Here is a 16,899-nt window from a genome sequence, read left to right as displayed (position 1 = left end):
TTTAATTGGTTGATTTAGCAGAACCGCGATATTCTTTTTTACCAAAAGTTCGAATTGGAGCAGTATCTACTTTGTTTAAAATATTATATTTGCGGAATAATACAGTTAGAACGAATGGAACAACAATTGTAATCAACATACATACAGCAAAGATTGCATAGTATTTAGGATTAATTGACAAGATTCCTGGCAATCCTCCAACCCCACTGGAGTTAGCCATAACACCACTAGAAACGGAAACGACAGCTGCAATTGCTGATCCAATCATGGCAGCAACGAAAGGATATAAGTACTTCAAGTTAATACCAAACATCGCAGGTTCAGTTACACCAAGATAACAAGAAATAGTTGCAGGAATAGAAACTTGTTCTTCTTTTTCATTACCACGGTGAAGGAAAATAATAGCAAGAACAGCTGAACCTTGAGCAATATTAGATAAAGCAATCATCGGCCAGAGATTTGTTCCTTTAAATTGGCTCATTAATTGTAAGTCGATAGCGTTAGTCATATGATGCAGTCCCGTAACAACGAGCGGGGCATATAAGAAGCCAAATAGGGCAGCGAATAACCAACTTAGTCCACCAGTCAAACCAGCATAAACGACATTTGAAATCGCGTCGCCAATTTTCCATCCAATAGGTCCAAGAATGACATGAGCAGCTAGAACAGTTGGAACAAGGGCAAAGAATGGAACAAAAATCATCGAAATTGCATTTGGAATAAATTTACGTAACCAGATTTCGAGATAGGCTAGTAAGAAACCTGCCATAATTGCAGGAATAACTTGTGCCTGATAACCAATCATCTGCACTTGAGCAAAGCCAAAATCCCAGACAGGAATGTCGCCAGCTTTTGTTTCAACAACACTGTAAGCATTTAGCAGTTGCGGGGAAACGAGCGTTAAACCAAGGACAATCCCTAGAATTTGAGTTGTTCCCATTTTTTTCGCGATTGACCATGTAATTCCAACTGGTAGGAAGTGGAATACAGCTTCACCAATCAGCCATAAGAAACTATAAACACCAGCCCAAAATGGATACACATCAACAATCGTCTTAGTACCGTCTTCTAAAAACTTAATATCACCGATAACATTACGGAAACCGAGAATAAGACCACCAACAACGATTGCAGGAATTAACGGTGTGAAAATTTCAGCTAATCCGGCAAGCAAACGTTGAAGTAAGCTCATATTTTTCTTAGCATCTACTTTGGCATCCTCTTTATTTACACCTTCCACACCACTAATTTTTGTAAATTCATTATAAAAAATAGCTACATCATTACCTATAATAACTTGAAATTGCCCAGCTTGAGTAAACGTTCCCTTTACAGCTGGAATGTCTTCGATAGCTTCCACGTCAGCATTATCAGGGTCTAGCAAAACAAAACGCATTCTTGTTGCACAATGTGTAACAGATGAAATATTTTCTTTGCCGCCTATTAATTCTAAGAGAGCGCTTGCATCCTTTTTATAGTCAACCATAAAATTTCCTCCTTTTTAACTTGTATATACAAGTTGTTCGCCATTACTATACTATAAATCGTTTGAAAGCGCAACCACTTTATTTATGCTAAAATAAGAAAAAGGAGAGAGGTTTATGAAACATATAAGAGTAGCAGCGATTATCAGGCATCAAAACAAAATTTTACTCCACACAACTAAGAATGAAAGTTATTGGACATTGCCGGGTGGTGCCGTTGAAAATGAGTTAACTAACGAAGGCTTACAGCGAGAAATGAGAGAAGAACTTGGAGAAGAAGTGATTATTCGCGATTTAAAAATTATCGCAGAAAATCGCTTTGTATATCATGGCGAGGAAATTGATAGTATTGAGTTTTATTATATTGTGGAGTTATATCCAAATAGCGCACTATTAGAACTTTCGACGTTTACAAAAATAGAACAGTTTGGGCAAAACGGGGAGACAGATTACGAGTTAAATTTTAAATGGTTTGAAATAGACAAGGTGAGCGATATAGAAATATTGCCAAAATTCCTCCAAACAGAACTAACTCAACTTTCAAGTGATCGTATAAAACACATTCAATAAACAGCATAAAAATACCCCGCGAAATATAAGTTTCGCGGGGGTTCATTTAATTAGTCAAAGATACTAATGTAATTTCTTTTTTGCTAAGGTCTAAAAATGGTAATTTAACACGTGTATCTAAGCAATATGCGTTGTATAGTAAAGGTTTTAAAGTCGTTGTAGAGCTCTCGACTTGGCGAACAAAATTACCAATTTCTTGATACAAAATTTCAATATTTTTTAGACTACCAATTTTTGAATCAATGCGGTTTTCACTAACATTCACATTGGAGTTCGTTACTTTTTCATTAAATTCATCATTGATAGCATCTTTTGTACGTTCGATTCTTGTAAAACGAGTATCTTCCCAATCAATCTCAATGATATGGCAATCGTCAAGTTGGAGGAAGTCACCTGTCCAAAGTTTTCCATCGATTTCAACAATCATTCGCGTGTCGGGGAAAACCTCTTTGTTACGGTATTTTTTTAGTAAATAATCATACATTTGTAATTGCGCTAAACAGTTATCCATGTGTGTCATCTCCTTATGGGTTTATTATAGCACATTGTGATTATGTGAACAATCAAGTTAGGATAAATGAATAGTTGGAACTGTAACTTTTTAACTAGTTATACAAAAGTCCTAATAAAAGGCAGTGAAATAGTGAAAATAACTGCCAGATGTTATACTAATATTAAGATGAAATGGGAGGGAGACACATGTACAAACAAATGAAATTAAAAGCGACAGATGGGTTAGATTTACATTTACATATATGGGATGAAGTTGAAAATCCAGTTGGTGTAGTTCAAATTGTTCACGGCATGGCAGAGCACGGGGCTAGATATGGCTTGTTTGCTGAACGTTTGAATGAAGCGGGATATATCGTAGTAGCAGACGATCATCGTGGGTTTGGAAAATCAGCTATAGATGAAACTTATTTGGGTCATTTAGACGGCGAAACAGGTTTTCAAAATATGATACAAGATGAAGTAGTCGTTCGAACTTATTTAAAAGAAACTTATCCCGGACTGAGCTATTTTATTTTCGCACACAGTATGGGAAGTTTCGTCATCCGGACTTTTATGGCGCAACATCAAGTGGATGGAGTAATACTGAGCGGAAGCGGATTACAACCAATCCCACTCCTCAAAATGGGGCAAATTATAACGAAACAACGGGTAAAAAAAGATGAAATGAAACGAAGCGGATTTCTAAATAAATTAGCATTTTGGGGCTATAATAAGCCGTTTAATGAAAATCATCGCTTCAGTTGGCTTTCACGTGATGTGGCGATTTATGAAGCTTATGAGAAAGACCCGTTTTGCGGTCCAGTAGTGGGAACGAGCGGATTTTTCCATAATCTTTTTGAAGCCGTTAAAATAAGCCAGCAAAAAGAAACTGTCGAAAGTGTGCCGAAAGATTTGCCTATATTATTACTCTCGGGTAGTGATGATCCAGTTGGCCATTTTGGAAAAGATACGCCTAAAATTGCGTTAGCTTTAGAAGCAGCTGGAGTGGAAGATGTTACCTATAAAATCTACGAAGATGCGCGCCATGAACTTGTCAATGAATTATGTAAAGAAACTGTTTTTAAAGACGTTATTGCTTGGTTGAATACAAAAAACAAGGAAGCCTAACTATTAGGCTTCCTTTTCATTAATTACGGATTTGACCGTCCCCGAAAATAATATATTTAGTTGAAGTAAGCTCCGTTAAGCCCATTGGACCTCTGGCATGAAGTTTTTGAGTACTAATACCAATTTCTGCACCAAATCCCATTGCAAAACCATCTGTGAAGCGAGTAGAAGCGTTAATATATACTGCCGCAGCATCGACTTTTTGATGAAAAGCTTGTCCAGTTGCATAATCATTCGAAATAATTGCTTCGGAATGTTTTGTCCCGTATTTATTAATGTGATTAATTGCCTCATCTACTGAATCTACAACTTTAATGGCCAAAATAAAGTCTAAAAATTCATCTTCCCAGTCTGACTCTGTTGTTGCTTTAGAATCTTTTAGAATTTCTCGTGCGCGTTCATCCGCGCGTAATTCAACGTTATATTCCTTTAAAGCGGTTTCCATTTCAGGAAGAAAGGCTTCTGCTACATCTTGGTGAATAAGTAAGGTTTCAGCTGCATTACAAACAGAAGGACGCGAACATTTTGCGTTCACTAAAATATCGATTGCCATTTGTTTTTCAGCAGCTTTATCGACATAAATATGACAATTTCCTGTGCCGGTTTCAATAACTGGAACAGTAGCATTTTCAAGAACAGTTTGGATTAATTTAGCTCCACCGCGCGGGATAAGAACATCTAAAAAGCGATTTAAGCGCATCATATCACGAGCCGTTTCACGAGATGTATCTTCAATTAATTGAACGCTAGAACGAGGGAATCCAGATGCCTCAAGCGAATCCTGGATAACGGACATAAGAGCTTTATTCGAATCAATTGCATCACTACCACCACGTAAAATAACAGCATTACCAGTTTTAAAACAAAGTACAGAAGCATCGACTGTAACGTTTGGTCTTGATTCATAAATGATACCTATAACTCCAAGTGGCACTCTCGTTTTTCCGATAGTGAGCTCGGCTTCATTTTTCCACATATTTGTTACTTCTCCGATAGGATCTTTCAAAGCAACAACTTGTTTAACCGCATCAGAAATTTCTTTTATTCTTTCTTCTGTTAAACGGAGGCGATCAATCATTGTTTCAGGTGTCCCTTTTTCCCGAGCACGTATAATATCTTTGTTGTTTTCCTGTAGAAGGGAAGCTGTATGAGCAAGTAAATCATTGCTTAGATTTAGCAATGCTGCATTTTTTTGCTTAGTTGATGCTTGCGCTAAAAATTGGGATGCTTCTTTAGCGGCACTTCCTTTTTTAATGAGTTCCGTCATGGGAAAATTCCTCCTTTTTACTTGCAAATAAAGTCCCGATTTGTTCACCTTGCATTATATCAAAAATAATTGTAGGATTTTTGCCATTGGTTAAAATCATTTTTTGGTTAGCGTTCATACAATAAGCAGCCGCAGAAAGTTTAGTTAACATGCCGCCAGTTCCGAATTTAGAACCTCTACCACCAGCAAGCGCTTCGATTTCTGGTGTTATTTGATTGATTTCAGAAAACATAACTGCATCTGGATCAGTTGAAGGATTACTACCATAAAAGCCATCAATATCAGATAGCATGATAAGTAAATCAGCTTGCACGAGTTTAGCTACAATAGCTGAAAGAAGGTCGTTATCGCCGTATTTAGTTACATGTTCTAGTTCCTCAACAGCAACTGTATCATTTTCATTTACGATAGGAATAATGCCGCGTTCTAAGAGACTTTCAAGCGTGTTCATAACATTCTCTCTACTAATAGGGAAGTCAGTTACATCTCGAGTAAGTAGTACTTGACCAACAACTTGTCCGTATTCACCAAAAAACTTACTATATATATGCATTAATTCACTCTGACCGACAGAAGCAACTGCTTGTTGTTCGGGAATGCTTGTAGGTCGCACTGGAAGTTGTAATTTATGACAGCCAACGCCGATTGCCCCAGAAGAAACTAAGATAACTTCTTTGCCTTCATTACGTAAATCGGATAAAACCATCGCTAACTTTTCGATAGTTCTAAGATTAATATGGCCATTTCCATACATTAATGTACTTGTACCAACCTTGATAACTAATCTCTTGCTATTTTTTAAAGATTCGCGCATTTCTATGACCCCTCTGCTAATTAGATAATACTTCTATTTTACATGAAAATAGAGATATGTCTATAATATATTGTTGTTTGGTCAAGTAATCACTAAAAAAAGGATTCTAAGAAATTGTCTTAGAATCCTTTTTTATTATTTTGTAGCTTTACTCGCAGCTGAGATGACTGAAACTTGTTTTAATCCTTTGCTTATTAGGCGTAAAATAACGAACCAAACAATTACGATTAGAACAATTTGTTTAAACGCAATGGCTGGTAGTGGGTTGAAAGGACAATCCCAAACGAAATGTAAAGCAATCGGAATAATAAACCATTTCCAGAAAGTGCCTGTGAAAATATGGTTCATTCCTAGTTTTTGATCTCCTTTAGCAATTACAAGTGCGGCACCAGTTATTGCAGCCCATACAACATGACCACCGATAGACTGCCAACCACGACTAAAGATAACATTCATCATTGTTTCACCAGCAATATGAATATCCTTGAATAAAAATGCTGCATCGACACTATAGTTAAATGCATATCCAAGCGATTCAAAAGCAGCGAATCCAGCCCCAACAGCTGCACCAATAAGTAAGCCGTTTAGAATATACTTCGAATTAAGCGAGCGGATGAATAGGGCAACGATAATCATTTTTCCGGTTTCTTCTATAAAACCAACTAATAAAGCATTAAAGTAGTTTAATTTCCCAACTGGAATAATCGAATAAATGACAAGTGTTGCAACAAGCGCTGCGACACCACCGATGAAAAACATTTTTACAACATCAAAAACGCTGATATTTCGCGGTGCATTTGTTTCGAAAAAGAATAATAAGACCGAAAATGGAACTGCAAAAGAGCCAATAACCATCAGCCCAGGTATGGTATTGCTATTATCAAACAAATATGTACAAGCAAGAAGTAAAAAGTACGTAATGATTAAAACTAAGAATACTCTAGAAAACACCCATGGATGAGGCCAAGTATGGGGAATGTCACTAGTTGCAGGCGTCGTATATTTTGTCCCTGCGATAAATACTTTTTCGCCTTCCTCTTTAGAGTGCTTTTTAAACACAGCAGAGAAAAGATTTCCAATTTTTAATTCTGAATTCCCGTGATTTAACGCATGTTGATGTAATTCTGTTTGTTTAAATGCGACCCACTCTGGATGAGGGGATTTTTGGACCAATGTTAAATCATTAATCTCTTTCTTTTTATATAGAGCTATCATCTCTATATTAGTAAAAGGCCCAACTTTCTGTTCGTTCTTTTTGAAGTACCATTCTGACAAATGAAACTCCCCCTTTAACTTTTTAGTTTGACTCTGTTAATTATTCCCAAAAAAAGTCAAAGTTAAACGGGTGATGAATTTAATCATTAAGTTTTTTCGCTTGTTCATACAGGAAATCTATCGAATCAGCTAGAAAATGAGCAGCTGAATCATTCAAAGGCTTGCCGTTTAAATTCAAATCATCTTCATATCTTAAATCTTCACTAATTTTTATCATTCTTTTAGCAATATCTTTCTCACCTTGAAGTTCACTAGGAGCATATGTAGGAATACTTTGTTGACCTAGTAAATAATCGACACTAACGTCGTAAAGTGTTGCAATTTGTGTAACCATATCTAAATCAGGTTCGCGAATACCATACTCCCAGTTGCCGTAAGTAGAAGGTGCTTTCAAACCTAATCTTCTTGCTGTTTCAGCTTTTGACCAGCCTTGTTTTTCTCGTAGTAATGTGAGTCTATTACTTAAATTTGGCATGATTTCACTCCTTTTTGTTTGATTATACAATAAATTACACAATTTAGCTATAATTTAACACAAAGTGAATTATTTTGCAATTGACAACCTCTTATCGAGTTGGTATTATTGTATTAATAACTCAAACTGTGTAGATAAGGAGAAGATGACATGAAAACAATAGACAGCAGAAAAATTAACACGGCCAAAATTCGGGAATTACGATTAGAACGGGGAATAACACAAGCTTTTATTGCAAGAAAAATGGGTTATAAGTACACATCAGGTTATAGTAATATCGAAAAAGGGAGCGTACGGTTATCACATAAAAATGCCGTTATTTTGAGTGAGGTGCTAATGTGTGATTTAAAGTGTTTTTATGAATAACGCTTGTTGAAAAATAAAGTGAAAGCACACATAATGAGTGCCTTTCTTTATTTTTGATAAAATACACACAATGTGTGAAACTATAAAAGAGGAGCAAACAACATGAGGAAAAAAACTTTAGTAATGTTTCTTATTTTTACTGTGTTAGTTTCGTTATTTCTACCAACGAATGCAAGTGCGTATTCGAGACTTGGATATGTGATGACGAAGGCTAGCGCCAAGAATTTTAAAGTTTATGTTAATGGTTCTGCGCGAGGATATCGAAATATCATTATTAGAGGAGCAAAATCTTGGAATCCTTCCCCGTATTTAAACACGGTAACTATGGGAAACGATGTGAGGCCTAACTTTACGGTCAGTAGTTCAGGAACGAACAAAGGGAGAGTTTTAGCCGTATGTAATACAACTTACTACAAATCAAATAAATTAATTGTGAAAAATGAAATTACGCTATACAAAGGCTTCCGTTCACTTTCAACCAACCATAAAATCGAAACGGTAGTGCATGAATTTGGTCATGGATTTGGTTTAGGACATGTGAAAACTAGAAATGCAATTATGTTAGATAAAGGTTTCATCAACAAAACTAAACCGCAAAAAGACGATTTTAATGGCATCAAAGCTTTATATAAGTAAAAAGGAGGTTTGACGATGAAGAAAAAAATAACGATAATCATAGGCTTATTAAGTCTTAGTATATTAACCGCTTGTTCAAATAGCCAAAGTGTAAAAGAAAAGCCATCAGGGGAAAAAACAACCACACAAAGTGTATCAGAAACAGTAAAAGCGAATAATGGCGTTGTTTCTTATCATGGGAAATACCTCGAACTTGCTGAAGATGTGGATACTCTTGAGAGAGACGCTCCAATTATCATTAAAGCAACTAAAAAATCTGAAAAAGCAACAGTAAAAAAAGAAACGAAAGAAAATGTATTTCCAACCGAGTTTTATACGATGAGCGATGTGCAAATAAATTCTATTGAAAAAGATACAACTGGGAAATTGAAAGAGAATATGTCCATTAAAGTGTTAGAGTATAGCGTAGAAGATGTCTTAGTAGAAGGAGAAGAATGTGATCTAACCCTTGATGGCTACAAAAATATGGAAAAAGGGGAAGAATATACGCTTTTCCTAGAGAAAAATCCAGATGGTGATAACTATATACCATCAAACGCCGTAATAAGTAAATTTCCTGTGAAAGAGTTACCCAAAGAAGAATTATTCTTAGATGAGGGTGAAGCTACAGTAGATGCAAAAAATATAGAAGAAATTTATCAGGAAATCTATCAAGAAGTTTTAACAGAATATAGTGAGTAAATAAAGTAATCTAGATACTTGATAGACCTCGAGATAAAAATCGAGGTCTATCTTTCTGCTTATAAAAATTAAAGCTTATTCCAGGCGATTTTGCTCAATAAAACACCACAAAACTCACTTGACAGAACTAAACTATCCAAGTAGAATGAATCAAATCCAAGTCAACTTTTTTTGTTGAAAAGGGTTAGACTTTCTACAATAAGGGTAAATCCAGTTAGAATAAATAAAGCTTTTTCGAATAAAAGGAGATAAAACGATGAGTGAAAGTGGTGCTTTTTTTCCAATGAGCGTTAAAAAATTTATGGAAAAAGGGATTGCCTCGTTGACCGAAGAAGAAAAAATGAGTACGCTACATTATTTGGAAAATGCGTATCATCAAGAACCATGCAACGAGGAAATTGTACATAGGTTAATTCAATTTTATAATCAGACGAATAAAACCAAAAAAGCGCAAGAAATAGGTCAAAATTTCTTAACAATGAATGGTTACAATAAGGAAATTTTAGGGGAGTTATCTGTAACTTTCATGCAAGAAGATAATATGGATACTTATTTCACGTTAGTTCGTCATTATATGGAAGAAGAAAAACAGGAAGATACAAAAGAAGTCACAAATAATGTCATTCCATTTCCTAAACAATTTGTTCCTAGAAAAGATATCCGTGATTTTGCTTCATGGCAAACAGCGGAACAATTAGAGTTTTTACAAGAAGCTCGTTTTTTAGAAATTGATGATTTTTTGCCGGCTTTTAAAATGTTTTTAGCGGACGAAAGTTTTTCTCCGTTTGTGCAATCAATGATCTTTGAGCTGATGCAAGAAAAAGAAGTGAATGAAGAAATAGAAGTCCGAAAAATTGATAAGCATGATATTTTTAATCCGAGTGAGGTGCCGATGCTAGCCGAAAACGCATTTGCAACGGAACTATTCGCTGGCCTTGCGGATAAACTTGAACATAGTAATCCAAGTTTATTAGAACAAATAATTGGGATTATTCAACAACATTTATTTATGCTTTATCCGTTTGAGTTTGAGCCAAAAGAAGTGGATGTATGGGTGAATGCCTACTTTAAATGGGCCAACTCGATGTACGGTGATGTTAGTCTGATTTCAGATGCAGTAAATCAAGCAGCAGTTGAAGAAGCAATTTCTATTATTGAGGAGTTAGAAATCAGACAGCAAAATTATTTCATATAATGATATTTGTTGTTTTCAAGTCAGGGATATCTGTGTTATTATTAGTGAGTATGGCTGAAACTTGTCATGAGAGTAATTAAATTGAACTAAATAGATGATGGAGGGAATTATACCATGTCAGTAAAATGGGAAAAACAAGAAGGTAATGTTGGAAAACTTACTTTTGAAATTGAACAAGAAAAAGTAAAAGAAGGTTTAGATAGAGCTTTCGTAAAAGTACGTAAAACTCTTAACGTACCAGGCTTCCGTAAAGGGAAAGTTCCGCGTCAAATTTTCAACCAACGTTTCGGCGAAGAAGCTCTTTACCAAGATGCACTTGATATCTTGCTTCCAGAAGTATATTCTCAAGCAATTGATGAAGCTGGAATTGATCCAGTTGATACTCCTCAAGTAAATATTGAGTCTATGGAAAAAGGCGAAACTTGGGTTCTAACAGCAGATGTAACTGTAAAACCTGAAGTTAAACTTGGAGACTACAAAGGTCTTGAAGTTGAAAAACGCGAAACAGAACTAACAACAGAAGAATTAGAAGCAGAATTAAAACAATTACAAGAGCGTCAAGCTGAATTAGTTGTTAAAGAAGATGCTCCAGCTGAAAACGGTGACACTGTCATCCTTGATTTTGAAGGATTCAAAGACGGCGTAGCTTTTGAAGGCGGACAAGCTGAAAATCATTCTCTAGAACTTGGAAGCGGTCAATTCATTCCTGGATTTGAAGAAAAATTAGTTGGCTTAAAAGCTGGCGACGAAGCTGACATCGAGTTAACTTTCCCAGAAGAATACCATGCGGAAGACTTAGCTGGACAACCTGTCGTTTTCAAAGTGAAACTACACGAAATCAAAACTAAAGAAGTTCCTGCACTTGACGATGAACTTGCAAAAGACATCGACGAAGAAGTAGAAACTTTAGATGAACTAAAAGAAAAAATCTCTAAACGTTTACAAGAAGCAAAAGAAGATTCTGTTGCTCAAGCTAAACAAGAAGAAGTTATTGCTAAAGCTGTTGAAAATGCAGAAGTGGATATTCCACACGCAATGGTTCACCATGAAGCTGATCATTTAATGAATCATTTTGCACAAGATTTACAAGCACAAGGTCTAACTCCTGAATTATATTACCAATTCACTGGTCAAACAGAAGAAGCAATGCACGCACAAATGGAAAAAGACGCTGAAAAACGCGTGAAAATGAACCTAGTGCTTGAAGCTATTGCTGAAGCTGAAAACATTGAGCCAACTGAAGAAGCTATTGACGAAGAAATTTCTACATTAGCTGAAAAATATGGTATGGAAAAAGACGCTGTTCGTGCTGCTCTTGGCGATATGAGCGAACTTAAATCAGACCTTAAAATCCGTAAAGCTATTGACGTTTTACTAGATAGCGCAGTAGAAAAATAAGCAAAGAATGATTTAATAATTTCATTAAAAAATGGGGGACATGAGTTATACTCGTGTCCTTCTGAATGTAGAAATAAGGATACAGATGATTGGCATTTCTAATTAACAAATGATATTATTAACACACATAGGAGATGAAAAAATCGCCTATAAGCAACATACCTATGCGAAGGGGTGAAATATTTTGTTTAAATTTAACGACGAAAAAGGCCAACTTAAATGCTCCTTTTGCGGAAAGACTCAAGATCAAGTACGTAAATTAGTGGCCGGTCCAGGTGTTTATATTTGTGATGAATGTATCGAGCTTTGTAATGAAATTATTGAAGAAGAGCTAGGTATTTCTGAATTTGTTGATTTTGGCGAAGTGCCAAAACCACAAGAAATCCGTCATATATTAAGTGACTATGTTATTGGTCAAGAGCGAGCTAAAAAAGCACTCGCTGTAGCAGTTTACAATCACTACAAACGAATTAATTCCAATGAAACAAAAGAAGACGAGGTAGAACTGTCAAAAAGTAATATTTGTTTAATTGGTCCAACAGGTAGTGGTAAAACACTTCTTGCCCAAACACTGGCGCGAATTCTTAATGTTCCGTTTGCAATTGCAGATGCAACTTCACTTACAGAAGCTGGTTACGTTGGGGAAGATGTAGAAAATATTCTTCTTAAACTAATTCAATCTGCTGACTATGATGTTGAAAAAGCAGAAAAAGGTATTATCTACATTGATGAAATCGACAAAGTTGCTCGTAAATCCGAAAACCCATCTATTACTAGAGACGTTTCCGGTGAAGGAGTTCAACAAGCATTACTAAAAATTCTCGAAGGCACTGTCGCAAGTGTTCCTCCTCAAGGTGGTAGAAAACATCCTCATCAAGAATTAATTCAAATTGATACAGGAAATATTCTATTTATCGTTGGTGGTGCATTTGACGGAATCGAACAAATCGTTAAGAATCGAATGGGTGAAAAAGTCATTGGATTTGGAACTGATAATGCGAAACTAAAAGAAGATGAAACTTATTTATCCCGTGTCGTTCCGGAAGATTTGCTGAAATTCGGCTTAATTCCTGAATTTATCGGTCGTTTGCCGGTTATCGCGACGCTTGAACAATTAGATGAAGCAGCACTTGTTTCCATTTTGACAGAACCGAAGAATGCTTTAGTAAAACAATACAAACGTATGTTAGAGCTTGATGACGTAGAGCTTGAATTCGAACCAACAGCTTTAATTGAAATTGCGAAAGAAGCGATTGAACGCAAAACTGGAGCACGTGGTCTTCGTTCTATCATTGAACAAATCATGTTAGAAGTTATGTTCGAAATCCCTTCTCGTGATGACATTACTAAGTGTATTATTACTGAGAAAGCAGCGCGCGGAGAAGAAGAGCCGCAACTGCAATTAGAGGATGGCTCCATTATCCCTATTAAAACATCAGCATGATTCGAAATGCGCGTCGTAATTGGCGCGCATTTTTTCTATCAATCTAGCTTGTTTTACTGTAACATCTAGCTTGTTTCGTGCTATACTTTATTAATAATAATTGGAGAGGATAAAAAGACATGAAAAGTGAAAATAAATTTTTTTCTGGGGCATTTGGATGGATAAAAATAATTATCATTGCGCTCATACTCGCTTTCGGTATTCGCTATTTTTTAATTTCTCCAGTTACTGTTAATGGGAAATCAATGGACCCAACACTACATGACGGTGAACATCTATTTATTAACAAAATATCAGACCCAAAACGCTTTGATATTATTGTATTTCCAGCTCCTGATGAAGAAAATGCAGAATATATTAAGCGCGTAATCGGACTTCCAGGAGATAAAGTGGAGTATAAAGAAGACCAACTTTATATTAATGGTAAAAAGTATGATGAACCGTATTTAGATTCTGAGAAAAGTGCTTTAACAGGTGGTTATTTGACTACAGATGATAAGGGCGATCCTAATTTCACAATGGCTGATATTCCATACTCTGACGGCTCTCTTACCGTTCCAGATGGCAAACTTTTTGTGTTAGGGGATAATCGTCAAGTAAGTAAGGATAGTCGCTATATCGGCTTCATATCGCAAGACACAGTTCTTGGGAAAGTAATTTCGTTTGGAAAGTCTTTGCAGCGATAATTTAAACCCGCGAAGAGTTCTAGGAGGAGACATAGATGGCAGATTATTTGGAAGAAAAGCCTAAGAAAAAAAGTGGGGCGCATCAATTATTAAGCTGGGTGCTTGTTATCGTAGCGGCACTTTTAATAGCTTTAGTTATTCGTAATTTTGTTATTGCACCAGTAAAAGTAGAAGGAACATCTATGGTTCCAACCTATCAAGATGGCGACCGAATTTTTATTGAAAAAATAACAAATCCAGATCAATTTGATATTATTGTATTTGATGAACCACCAATGATTGGCTCAGGTGAACATTTTATCAAACGTGTTATCGGTATGCCGGGAGATAAAATTGCTTTTAAAAATGGCGAATTATACTTAAATGGCAAGCGAAAAGTTGAAAGTTATTTGCCAGAAGGAACGCTAACACTATGGAACCCGGACCCCACCCAAAAGCCTTACATAGCGGATTATACGTTAGAGGATATGACGGGAGAAAGTACGGTTCCTAAAGGCAAACTATTTGTTCTTGGGGATAATCGCGGTGGTAGTTCGGATAGCCGAGTTTTTGGATTTATTGATGACAAAACTGTAAACGGCACTGTAATTCAATTTGGGAAATAATAAGAAATCCGTGAAAGTTACTTTTTCGCGGATTTCTCTATTAAATGAAAGTTTTTTCGTTTATAATAAGACTGTTAGTAAAAAATAGGGCGGTGCAGTTTTTTGAAGGAGAAGAATTTAAAACGGTTATGGTCTTGGATTTGGGCGGCTGTTTTAGCAGTGTTATTAGCTGTTATAATCCGTTTTTATTTGTTCGTGCCTATTCTTGTGGATGGAATTTCGATGATGCCTACACTTCATAGTGATGACCGTGTAATTATAAACCGTTTTGGCGAGGTAGATCGTTTTGATGTAATTGTTTTTCGTGAAGCAGATGGAAAAGAGTACATTAAGCGAGTGATTGGTTTACCTGGCGATACGGTAGAATATAAAGCAGACCAACTTTACATCAATGGAAAAAAATATGATGAACCGTATTTAGATACTTACAAAGAAAAGCTGAAAGATGGCTACTTAACAGATGATTACAGTTCTAAAGACCAACTAGATGGCGGCAAAATTCCAAAAGATACCTATTTTGTTTTAGGTGATAATCGGAGAGCGAGTAAAGACAGCCGGATAATAGGACCGATTCCGCTAAGTAAGGTACTCGGAACAACACCAATTTGTTATTGGCCAATTGAAGATGCAAAACTAATAGATTAGGAGTATATGATGACAATTCAATGGTTTCCAGGTCATATGGCCAAAGCTCGTCGTGAGGTGACAGAAAAATTAAAACTAGTAGATGTGATTTTTGAATTAGTGGATGCACGTATCCCGCTATCTTCATCCAATCCAATGCTAGAAGAAATTATCCACCAAAAAAGACGAGTGATTATTTTAAATAAAGCAGACACAGCTGATGAGAAAACAACCAAAGAATGGATTGATTATTTTGCGGAGAAAGGCTTACCGGCAGTAGCAGTAAATGCTCAAGAAGGAAAAGGTCTATTCAAAATCGAACAAGCAGCTGAAAAATTAATGGCCGAAAAGTTTGAACGTTTAAGAAGTAAAGGTATGAAACCAAGAGCAATTCGCGCGATGATACTCGGAATCCCAAATGTAGGAAAATCAACATTGATTAATCGTTTGGCGAAAAAGAATATTGCGCGAACTGGTAATAAACCAGGGGTAACTAAAGCTCAACAATGGATCAAAGTAGGGAAAACATTAGAACTTCTTGATACACCAGGAATTCTATGGCCTAAATTTGAAGATCAAGAAATTGGATATAAGTTAGCTTTAACAGGTGCGATTAAAGACGATTTATTACAAATGGAAGAAATTGCGGGTTATGGATTACGTTTCTTAGAAAAACATTACCCCGATCGCCTTCAAAACTGGCTAAAAGTAGAGACAGTTTCAGAAGATCCAATTGAAACACTAGCTTTTATTGCTGAAAAAAGAGGACTTCTAGATCGTTATAATGATCCTGATTATTCACGCGCAGCTGAGACTGTTGTTCGAGAAATCCGTCAACAAAAATTAGGAAGAATGTCTTTTGATTTCCCTAATTGGGAAGACGATGCTGAATGAGTGAATCTATCGCTGTTATTCGAGAAAAACTCAGCCTAGTGACCTCAGAACAAGACCCTTTTTTTCAACTTTGCACTCAAGACGAACGAAAAGGTGTACAGAACCTTCTTCAATCGATCCGAAAAAAATGGGAAAAAGAAGCAACATTAGCTGCAAAATTAATAGAAATGAAACGCTATGAAACAGATCTTTTTAAGCAAGGGTTTCAATATATCGCTGGTGTAGATGAGGTGGGGCGCGGTCCGCTAGCAGGTCCTGTAGTCGCTGCCGCAGTCATTTTACCAGCTGATTTCTCTGTCGTTGGGATCAATGATTCTAAACAGTTAAATGAAGCCAAGCGAGATATGCTTTTTGAGGTCATAAAAAAAGAAGCTATCTCCATTGGTATCGGGATTATTGACCATGACATAATTGATCAAGTAAACATTTATGAAGCTACAAAAATAGCTATGCGCGAAGCTTTAGAAAAGTTGAATCCAGCGCCAGATTTCGTCCTAATTGATGCGATGCCACTGAAATATTCTGAATCAGAGTTATCGCTTATAAAAGGAGATACGAAAAGTATTTCTATCGCTGCTGCCTCTATCATCGCCAAAGTTACAAGAGATAGAATGATGCAACAGTATGATGAATTATATCCAGGGTATGATTTTGCAAACAATATGGGTTACGGGACGAAAAAACATTTGAATGGCTTAGATACTATCGGAATTTGTCCAATTCACAGGCTAAGTTTTTCTCCTGTAAAAGAAGCAAAGTTACATTTTGAGAGTCTAAAATAGCTAAATACTTAAAGCAAAAGCGTATTTTCTTAATAGAAAGTACGCTTTTTTGAGCTGAAAAGAAAATTTTACCGATTTTACAA

The 16,899-nt window shown here is 36.1% G+C and carries 19 protein-coding genes; 13 read left to right on the top strand and 6 right to left on the bottom strand.

The features are described 5' to 3' along the window. Position 1 precedes the first annotated feature (1 nt). Positions 2–1,486 (bottom strand): PTS system trehalose-specific EIIBC component, encoded by a 1,485-nt coding sequence (treP, locus tag AC4PG8_RS02155; RefSeq protein WP_492169977.1) that lies wholly within the window; start codon positions 1,484–1,486, stop codon positions 2–4. A 115-nt stretch (positions 1,487–1,601) separates the two neighbouring features. Between treP and AC4PG8_RS02150 the strand changes: the two genes are divergently transcribed. Then, complete coding sequence (locus AC4PG8_RS02150) at positions 1,602–2,054, top strand: NUDIX hydrolase (protein WP_185504846.1); 453 nt, start codon at positions 1,602–1,604, stop codon at positions 2,052–2,054. Positions 2,055–2,100: 46 nt separating this feature from the next. Here the strand turns inward: AC4PG8_RS02150 and AC4PG8_RS02145 are convergent, their stop codons facing one another. After that, positions 2,101–2,565: a hypothetical protein gene (locus AC4PG8_RS02145; RefSeq protein ID WP_003723558.1), complete on the bottom strand. Its 465-nt coding sequence runs from the start codon at positions 2,563–2,565 to the stop codon at positions 2,101–2,103. Between the two features lie 188 nt (positions 2,566–2,753). Between AC4PG8_RS02145 and AC4PG8_RS02140 the strand changes: the two genes are divergently transcribed. Continuing rightward, positions 2,754–3,674 (top strand): alpha/beta fold hydrolase, encoded by a 921-nt coding sequence (locus tag AC4PG8_RS02140; RefSeq protein WP_010990841.1) that lies wholly within the window; start codon positions 2,754–2,756, stop codon positions 3,672–3,674. A gap of 19 nt (positions 3,675–3,693) precedes the next feature. Here AC4PG8_RS02140 and AC4PG8_RS02135 read toward each other — a convergent pair whose 3' ends face one another. The 4 genes from AC4PG8_RS02135 to AC4PG8_RS02120 all read right to left on the bottom strand — a co-directional run bounded on the left by AC4PG8_RS02135 (position 3,694) and on the right by AC4PG8_RS02120 (position 7,505). Continuing rightward, complete coding sequence (locus AC4PG8_RS02135; RefSeq protein WP_492169976.1) at positions 3,694–4,941, bottom strand: glutamate-5-semialdehyde dehydrogenase; 1,248 nt, start codon at positions 4,939–4,941, stop codon at positions 3,694–3,696. Further along, the gene (proB, locus tag AC4PG8_RS02130; RefSeq protein ID WP_185512661.1) at positions 4,925–5,755 is read right to left on the bottom strand and encodes a glutamate 5-kinase; all 831 of its coding nucleotides are present in this window, start codon (positions 5,753–5,755) and stop codon (positions 4,925–4,927) included. The genes AC4PG8_RS02135 and proB overlap by 17 nt, the downstream gene beginning before the upstream one ends. A gap of 135 nt (positions 5,756–5,890) precedes the next feature. After that, on the bottom strand, positions 5,891–7,030 hold the full coding sequence (locus AC4PG8_RS02125) for a PrsW family glutamic-type intramembrane protease (RefSeq protein ID WP_185504850.1): 1,140 nt from the start codon (positions 7,028–7,030) through the stop codon (positions 5,891–5,893). Between the two features lie 79 nt (positions 7,031–7,109). Beyond that, positions 7,110–7,505 carry a helix-turn-helix domain-containing protein gene (locus tag AC4PG8_RS02120; RefSeq protein ID WP_003771574.1) on the bottom strand — a complete coding sequence of 132 codons (396 nt, stop codon included), beginning with the start codon at positions 7,503–7,505 and terminating at the stop codon, positions 7,110–7,112. Positions 7,506–7,655: 150 nt separating this feature from the next. Between AC4PG8_RS02120 and AC4PG8_RS02115 the strand changes: the two genes are divergently transcribed. From AC4PG8_RS02115 to rnhB, 11 genes are all read left to right on the top strand, one after another. Then, entirely contained in the window at positions 7,656–7,871 is a 216-nt protein-coding gene (locus AC4PG8_RS02115; protein WP_003761933.1) for a helix-turn-helix domain-containing protein, read from the top strand. Positions 7,872–7,973: 102 nt separating this feature from the next. Next, positions 7,974–8,507 carry a matrixin family metalloprotease gene (locus AC4PG8_RS02110; RefSeq protein WP_492169975.1) on the top strand — a complete coding sequence of 178 codons (534 nt, stop codon included), beginning with the start codon at positions 7,974–7,976 and terminating at the stop codon, positions 8,505–8,507. Positions 8,508–8,522: 15 nt separating this feature from the next. After that, a complete protein-coding gene (locus tag AC4PG8_RS02105) occupies positions 8,523–9,188 on the top strand; it encodes a hypothetical protein (RefSeq protein WP_070753248.1) in 666 nt (221 codons plus the stop codon). Between the two features lie 256 nt (positions 9,189–9,444). Further along, positions 9,445–10,383, top strand: coding sequence for a hypothetical protein (locus AC4PG8_RS02100; RefSeq protein ID WP_045554116.1), 939 nt, complete (start codon positions 9,445–9,447; stop codon positions 10,381–10,383). Positions 10,384–10,497: 114 nt separating this feature from the next. Beyond that, positions 10,498–11,781: a trigger factor gene (tig, locus tag AC4PG8_RS02095; protein ID WP_003771581.1), complete on the top strand. Its 1,284-nt coding sequence runs from the start codon at positions 10,498–10,500 to the stop codon at positions 11,779–11,781. Positions 11,782–11,965: 184 nt separating this feature from the next. Continuing rightward, positions 11,966–13,225 (top strand): ATP-dependent protease ATP-binding subunit ClpX, encoded by a 1,260-nt coding sequence (clpX, locus tag AC4PG8_RS02090; protein WP_003766662.1) that lies wholly within the window; start codon positions 11,966–11,968, stop codon positions 13,223–13,225. Between the two features lie 119 nt (positions 13,226–13,344). Continuing rightward, positions 13,345–13,911, top strand: a complete 567-nt coding sequence (gene sipX, locus AC4PG8_RS02085; protein ID WP_003771597.1) for a type I signal peptidase SipX — start codon at positions 13,345–13,347, stop codon at positions 13,909–13,911. A 35-nt stretch (positions 13,912–13,946) separates the two neighbouring features. Beyond that, positions 13,947–14,516, top strand: a complete 570-nt coding sequence (gene sipY / locus AC4PG8_RS02080; RefSeq protein ID WP_003761950.1) for a type I signal peptidase SipY — start codon at positions 13,947–13,949, stop codon at positions 14,514–14,516. Positions 14,517–14,618: 102 nt separating this feature from the next. Further along, entirely contained in the window at positions 14,619–15,161 is a 543-nt protein-coding gene (gene sipZ, locus AC4PG8_RS02075) for a type I signal peptidase SipZ (protein WP_003771599.1), read from the top strand. A gap of 9 nt (positions 15,162–15,170) precedes the next feature. Then, complete coding sequence (gene ylqF, locus AC4PG8_RS02070; protein ID WP_003766667.1) at positions 15,171–16,034, top strand: ribosome biogenesis GTPase YlqF; 864 nt, start codon at positions 15,171–15,173, stop codon at positions 16,032–16,034. Further along, the gene (rnhB, locus tag AC4PG8_RS02065; protein WP_492169974.1) at positions 16,031–16,816 is read left to right on the top strand and encodes a ribonuclease HII; all 786 of its coding nucleotides are present in this window, start codon (positions 16,031–16,033) and stop codon (positions 16,814–16,816) included. The genes ylqF and rnhB overlap by 4 nt, the downstream gene beginning before the upstream one ends. The last annotated feature ends 83 nt before the right edge of the window (positions 16,817–16,899 follow it).

It is taken from the genome of Listeria sp. MAN/IMW/UF555, assembly GCF_058684075.1.
This window is presented reverse-complemented; position numbering and strand designations above follow the sequence as displayed.

What these genes read in the sequence shown, in the direction of transcription:
- treP (WP_492169977.1), bottom strand. Translation starts at nt 1,486, where the DNA reads ATGGTTGACTATAAAAAGGATGCAAGCGCTCTCTTAGAATTAATAGGC.
- AC4PG8_RS02150 (WP_185504846.1), top strand. Translation starts at nt 1,602, where the DNA reads ATGAAACATATAAGAGTAGCAGCGATTATCAGGCATCAAAACAAAATT.
- AC4PG8_RS02145 (WP_003723558.1), bottom strand. Translation starts at nt 2,565, where the DNA reads ATGGATAACTGTTTAGCGCAATTACAAATGTATGATTATTTACTAAAA.
- AC4PG8_RS02140 (WP_010990841.1), top strand. Translation starts at nt 2,754, where the DNA reads ATGTACAAACAAATGAAATTAAAAGCGACAGATGGGTTAGATTTACAT.
- AC4PG8_RS02135 (WP_492169976.1), bottom strand. Translation starts at nt 4,941, where the DNA reads ATGACGGAACTCATTAAAAAAGGAAGTGCCGCTAAAGAAGCATCCCAA.
- proB (WP_185512661.1), bottom strand. Translation starts at nt 5,755, where the DNA reads ATGCGCGAATCTTTAAAAAATAGCAAGAGATTAGTTATCAAGGTTGGT.
- AC4PG8_RS02120 (WP_003771574.1), bottom strand. Translation starts at nt 7,505, where the DNA reads ATGCCAAATTTAAGTAATAGACTCACATTACTACGAGAAAAACAAGGC.
- AC4PG8_RS02115 (WP_003761933.1), top strand. Translation starts at nt 7,656, where the DNA reads ATGAAAACAATAGACAGCAGAAAAATTAACACGGCCAAAATTCGGGAA.
- AC4PG8_RS02110 (WP_492169975.1), top strand. Translation starts at nt 7,974, where the DNA reads ATGAGGAAAAAAACTTTAGTAATGTTTCTTATTTTTACTGTGTTAGTT.
- AC4PG8_RS02105 (WP_070753248.1), top strand. Translation starts at nt 8,523, where the DNA reads ATGAAGAAAAAAATAACGATAATCATAGGCTTATTAAGTCTTAGTATA.
- AC4PG8_RS02100 (WP_045554116.1), top strand. Translation starts at nt 9,445, where the DNA reads ATGAGTGAAAGTGGTGCTTTTTTTCCAATGAGCGTTAAAAAATTTATG.
- tig (WP_003771581.1), top strand. Translation starts at nt 10,498, where the DNA reads ATGTCAGTAAAATGGGAAAAACAAGAAGGTAATGTTGGAAAACTTACT.
- sipX (WP_003771597.1), top strand. Translation starts at nt 13,345, where the DNA reads ATGAAAAGTGAAAATAAATTTTTTTCTGGGGCATTTGGATGGATAAAA.
- sipY (WP_003761950.1), top strand. Translation starts at nt 13,947, where the DNA reads ATGGCAGATTATTTGGAAGAAAAGCCTAAGAAAAAAAGTGGGGCGCAT.
- ylqF (WP_003766667.1), top strand. Translation starts at nt 15,171, where the DNA reads ATGACAATTCAATGGTTTCCAGGTCATATGGCCAAAGCTCGTCGTGAG.
- rnhB (WP_492169974.1), top strand. Translation starts at nt 16,031, where the DNA reads ATGAGTGAATCTATCGCTGTTATTCGAGAAAAACTCAGCCTAGTGACC.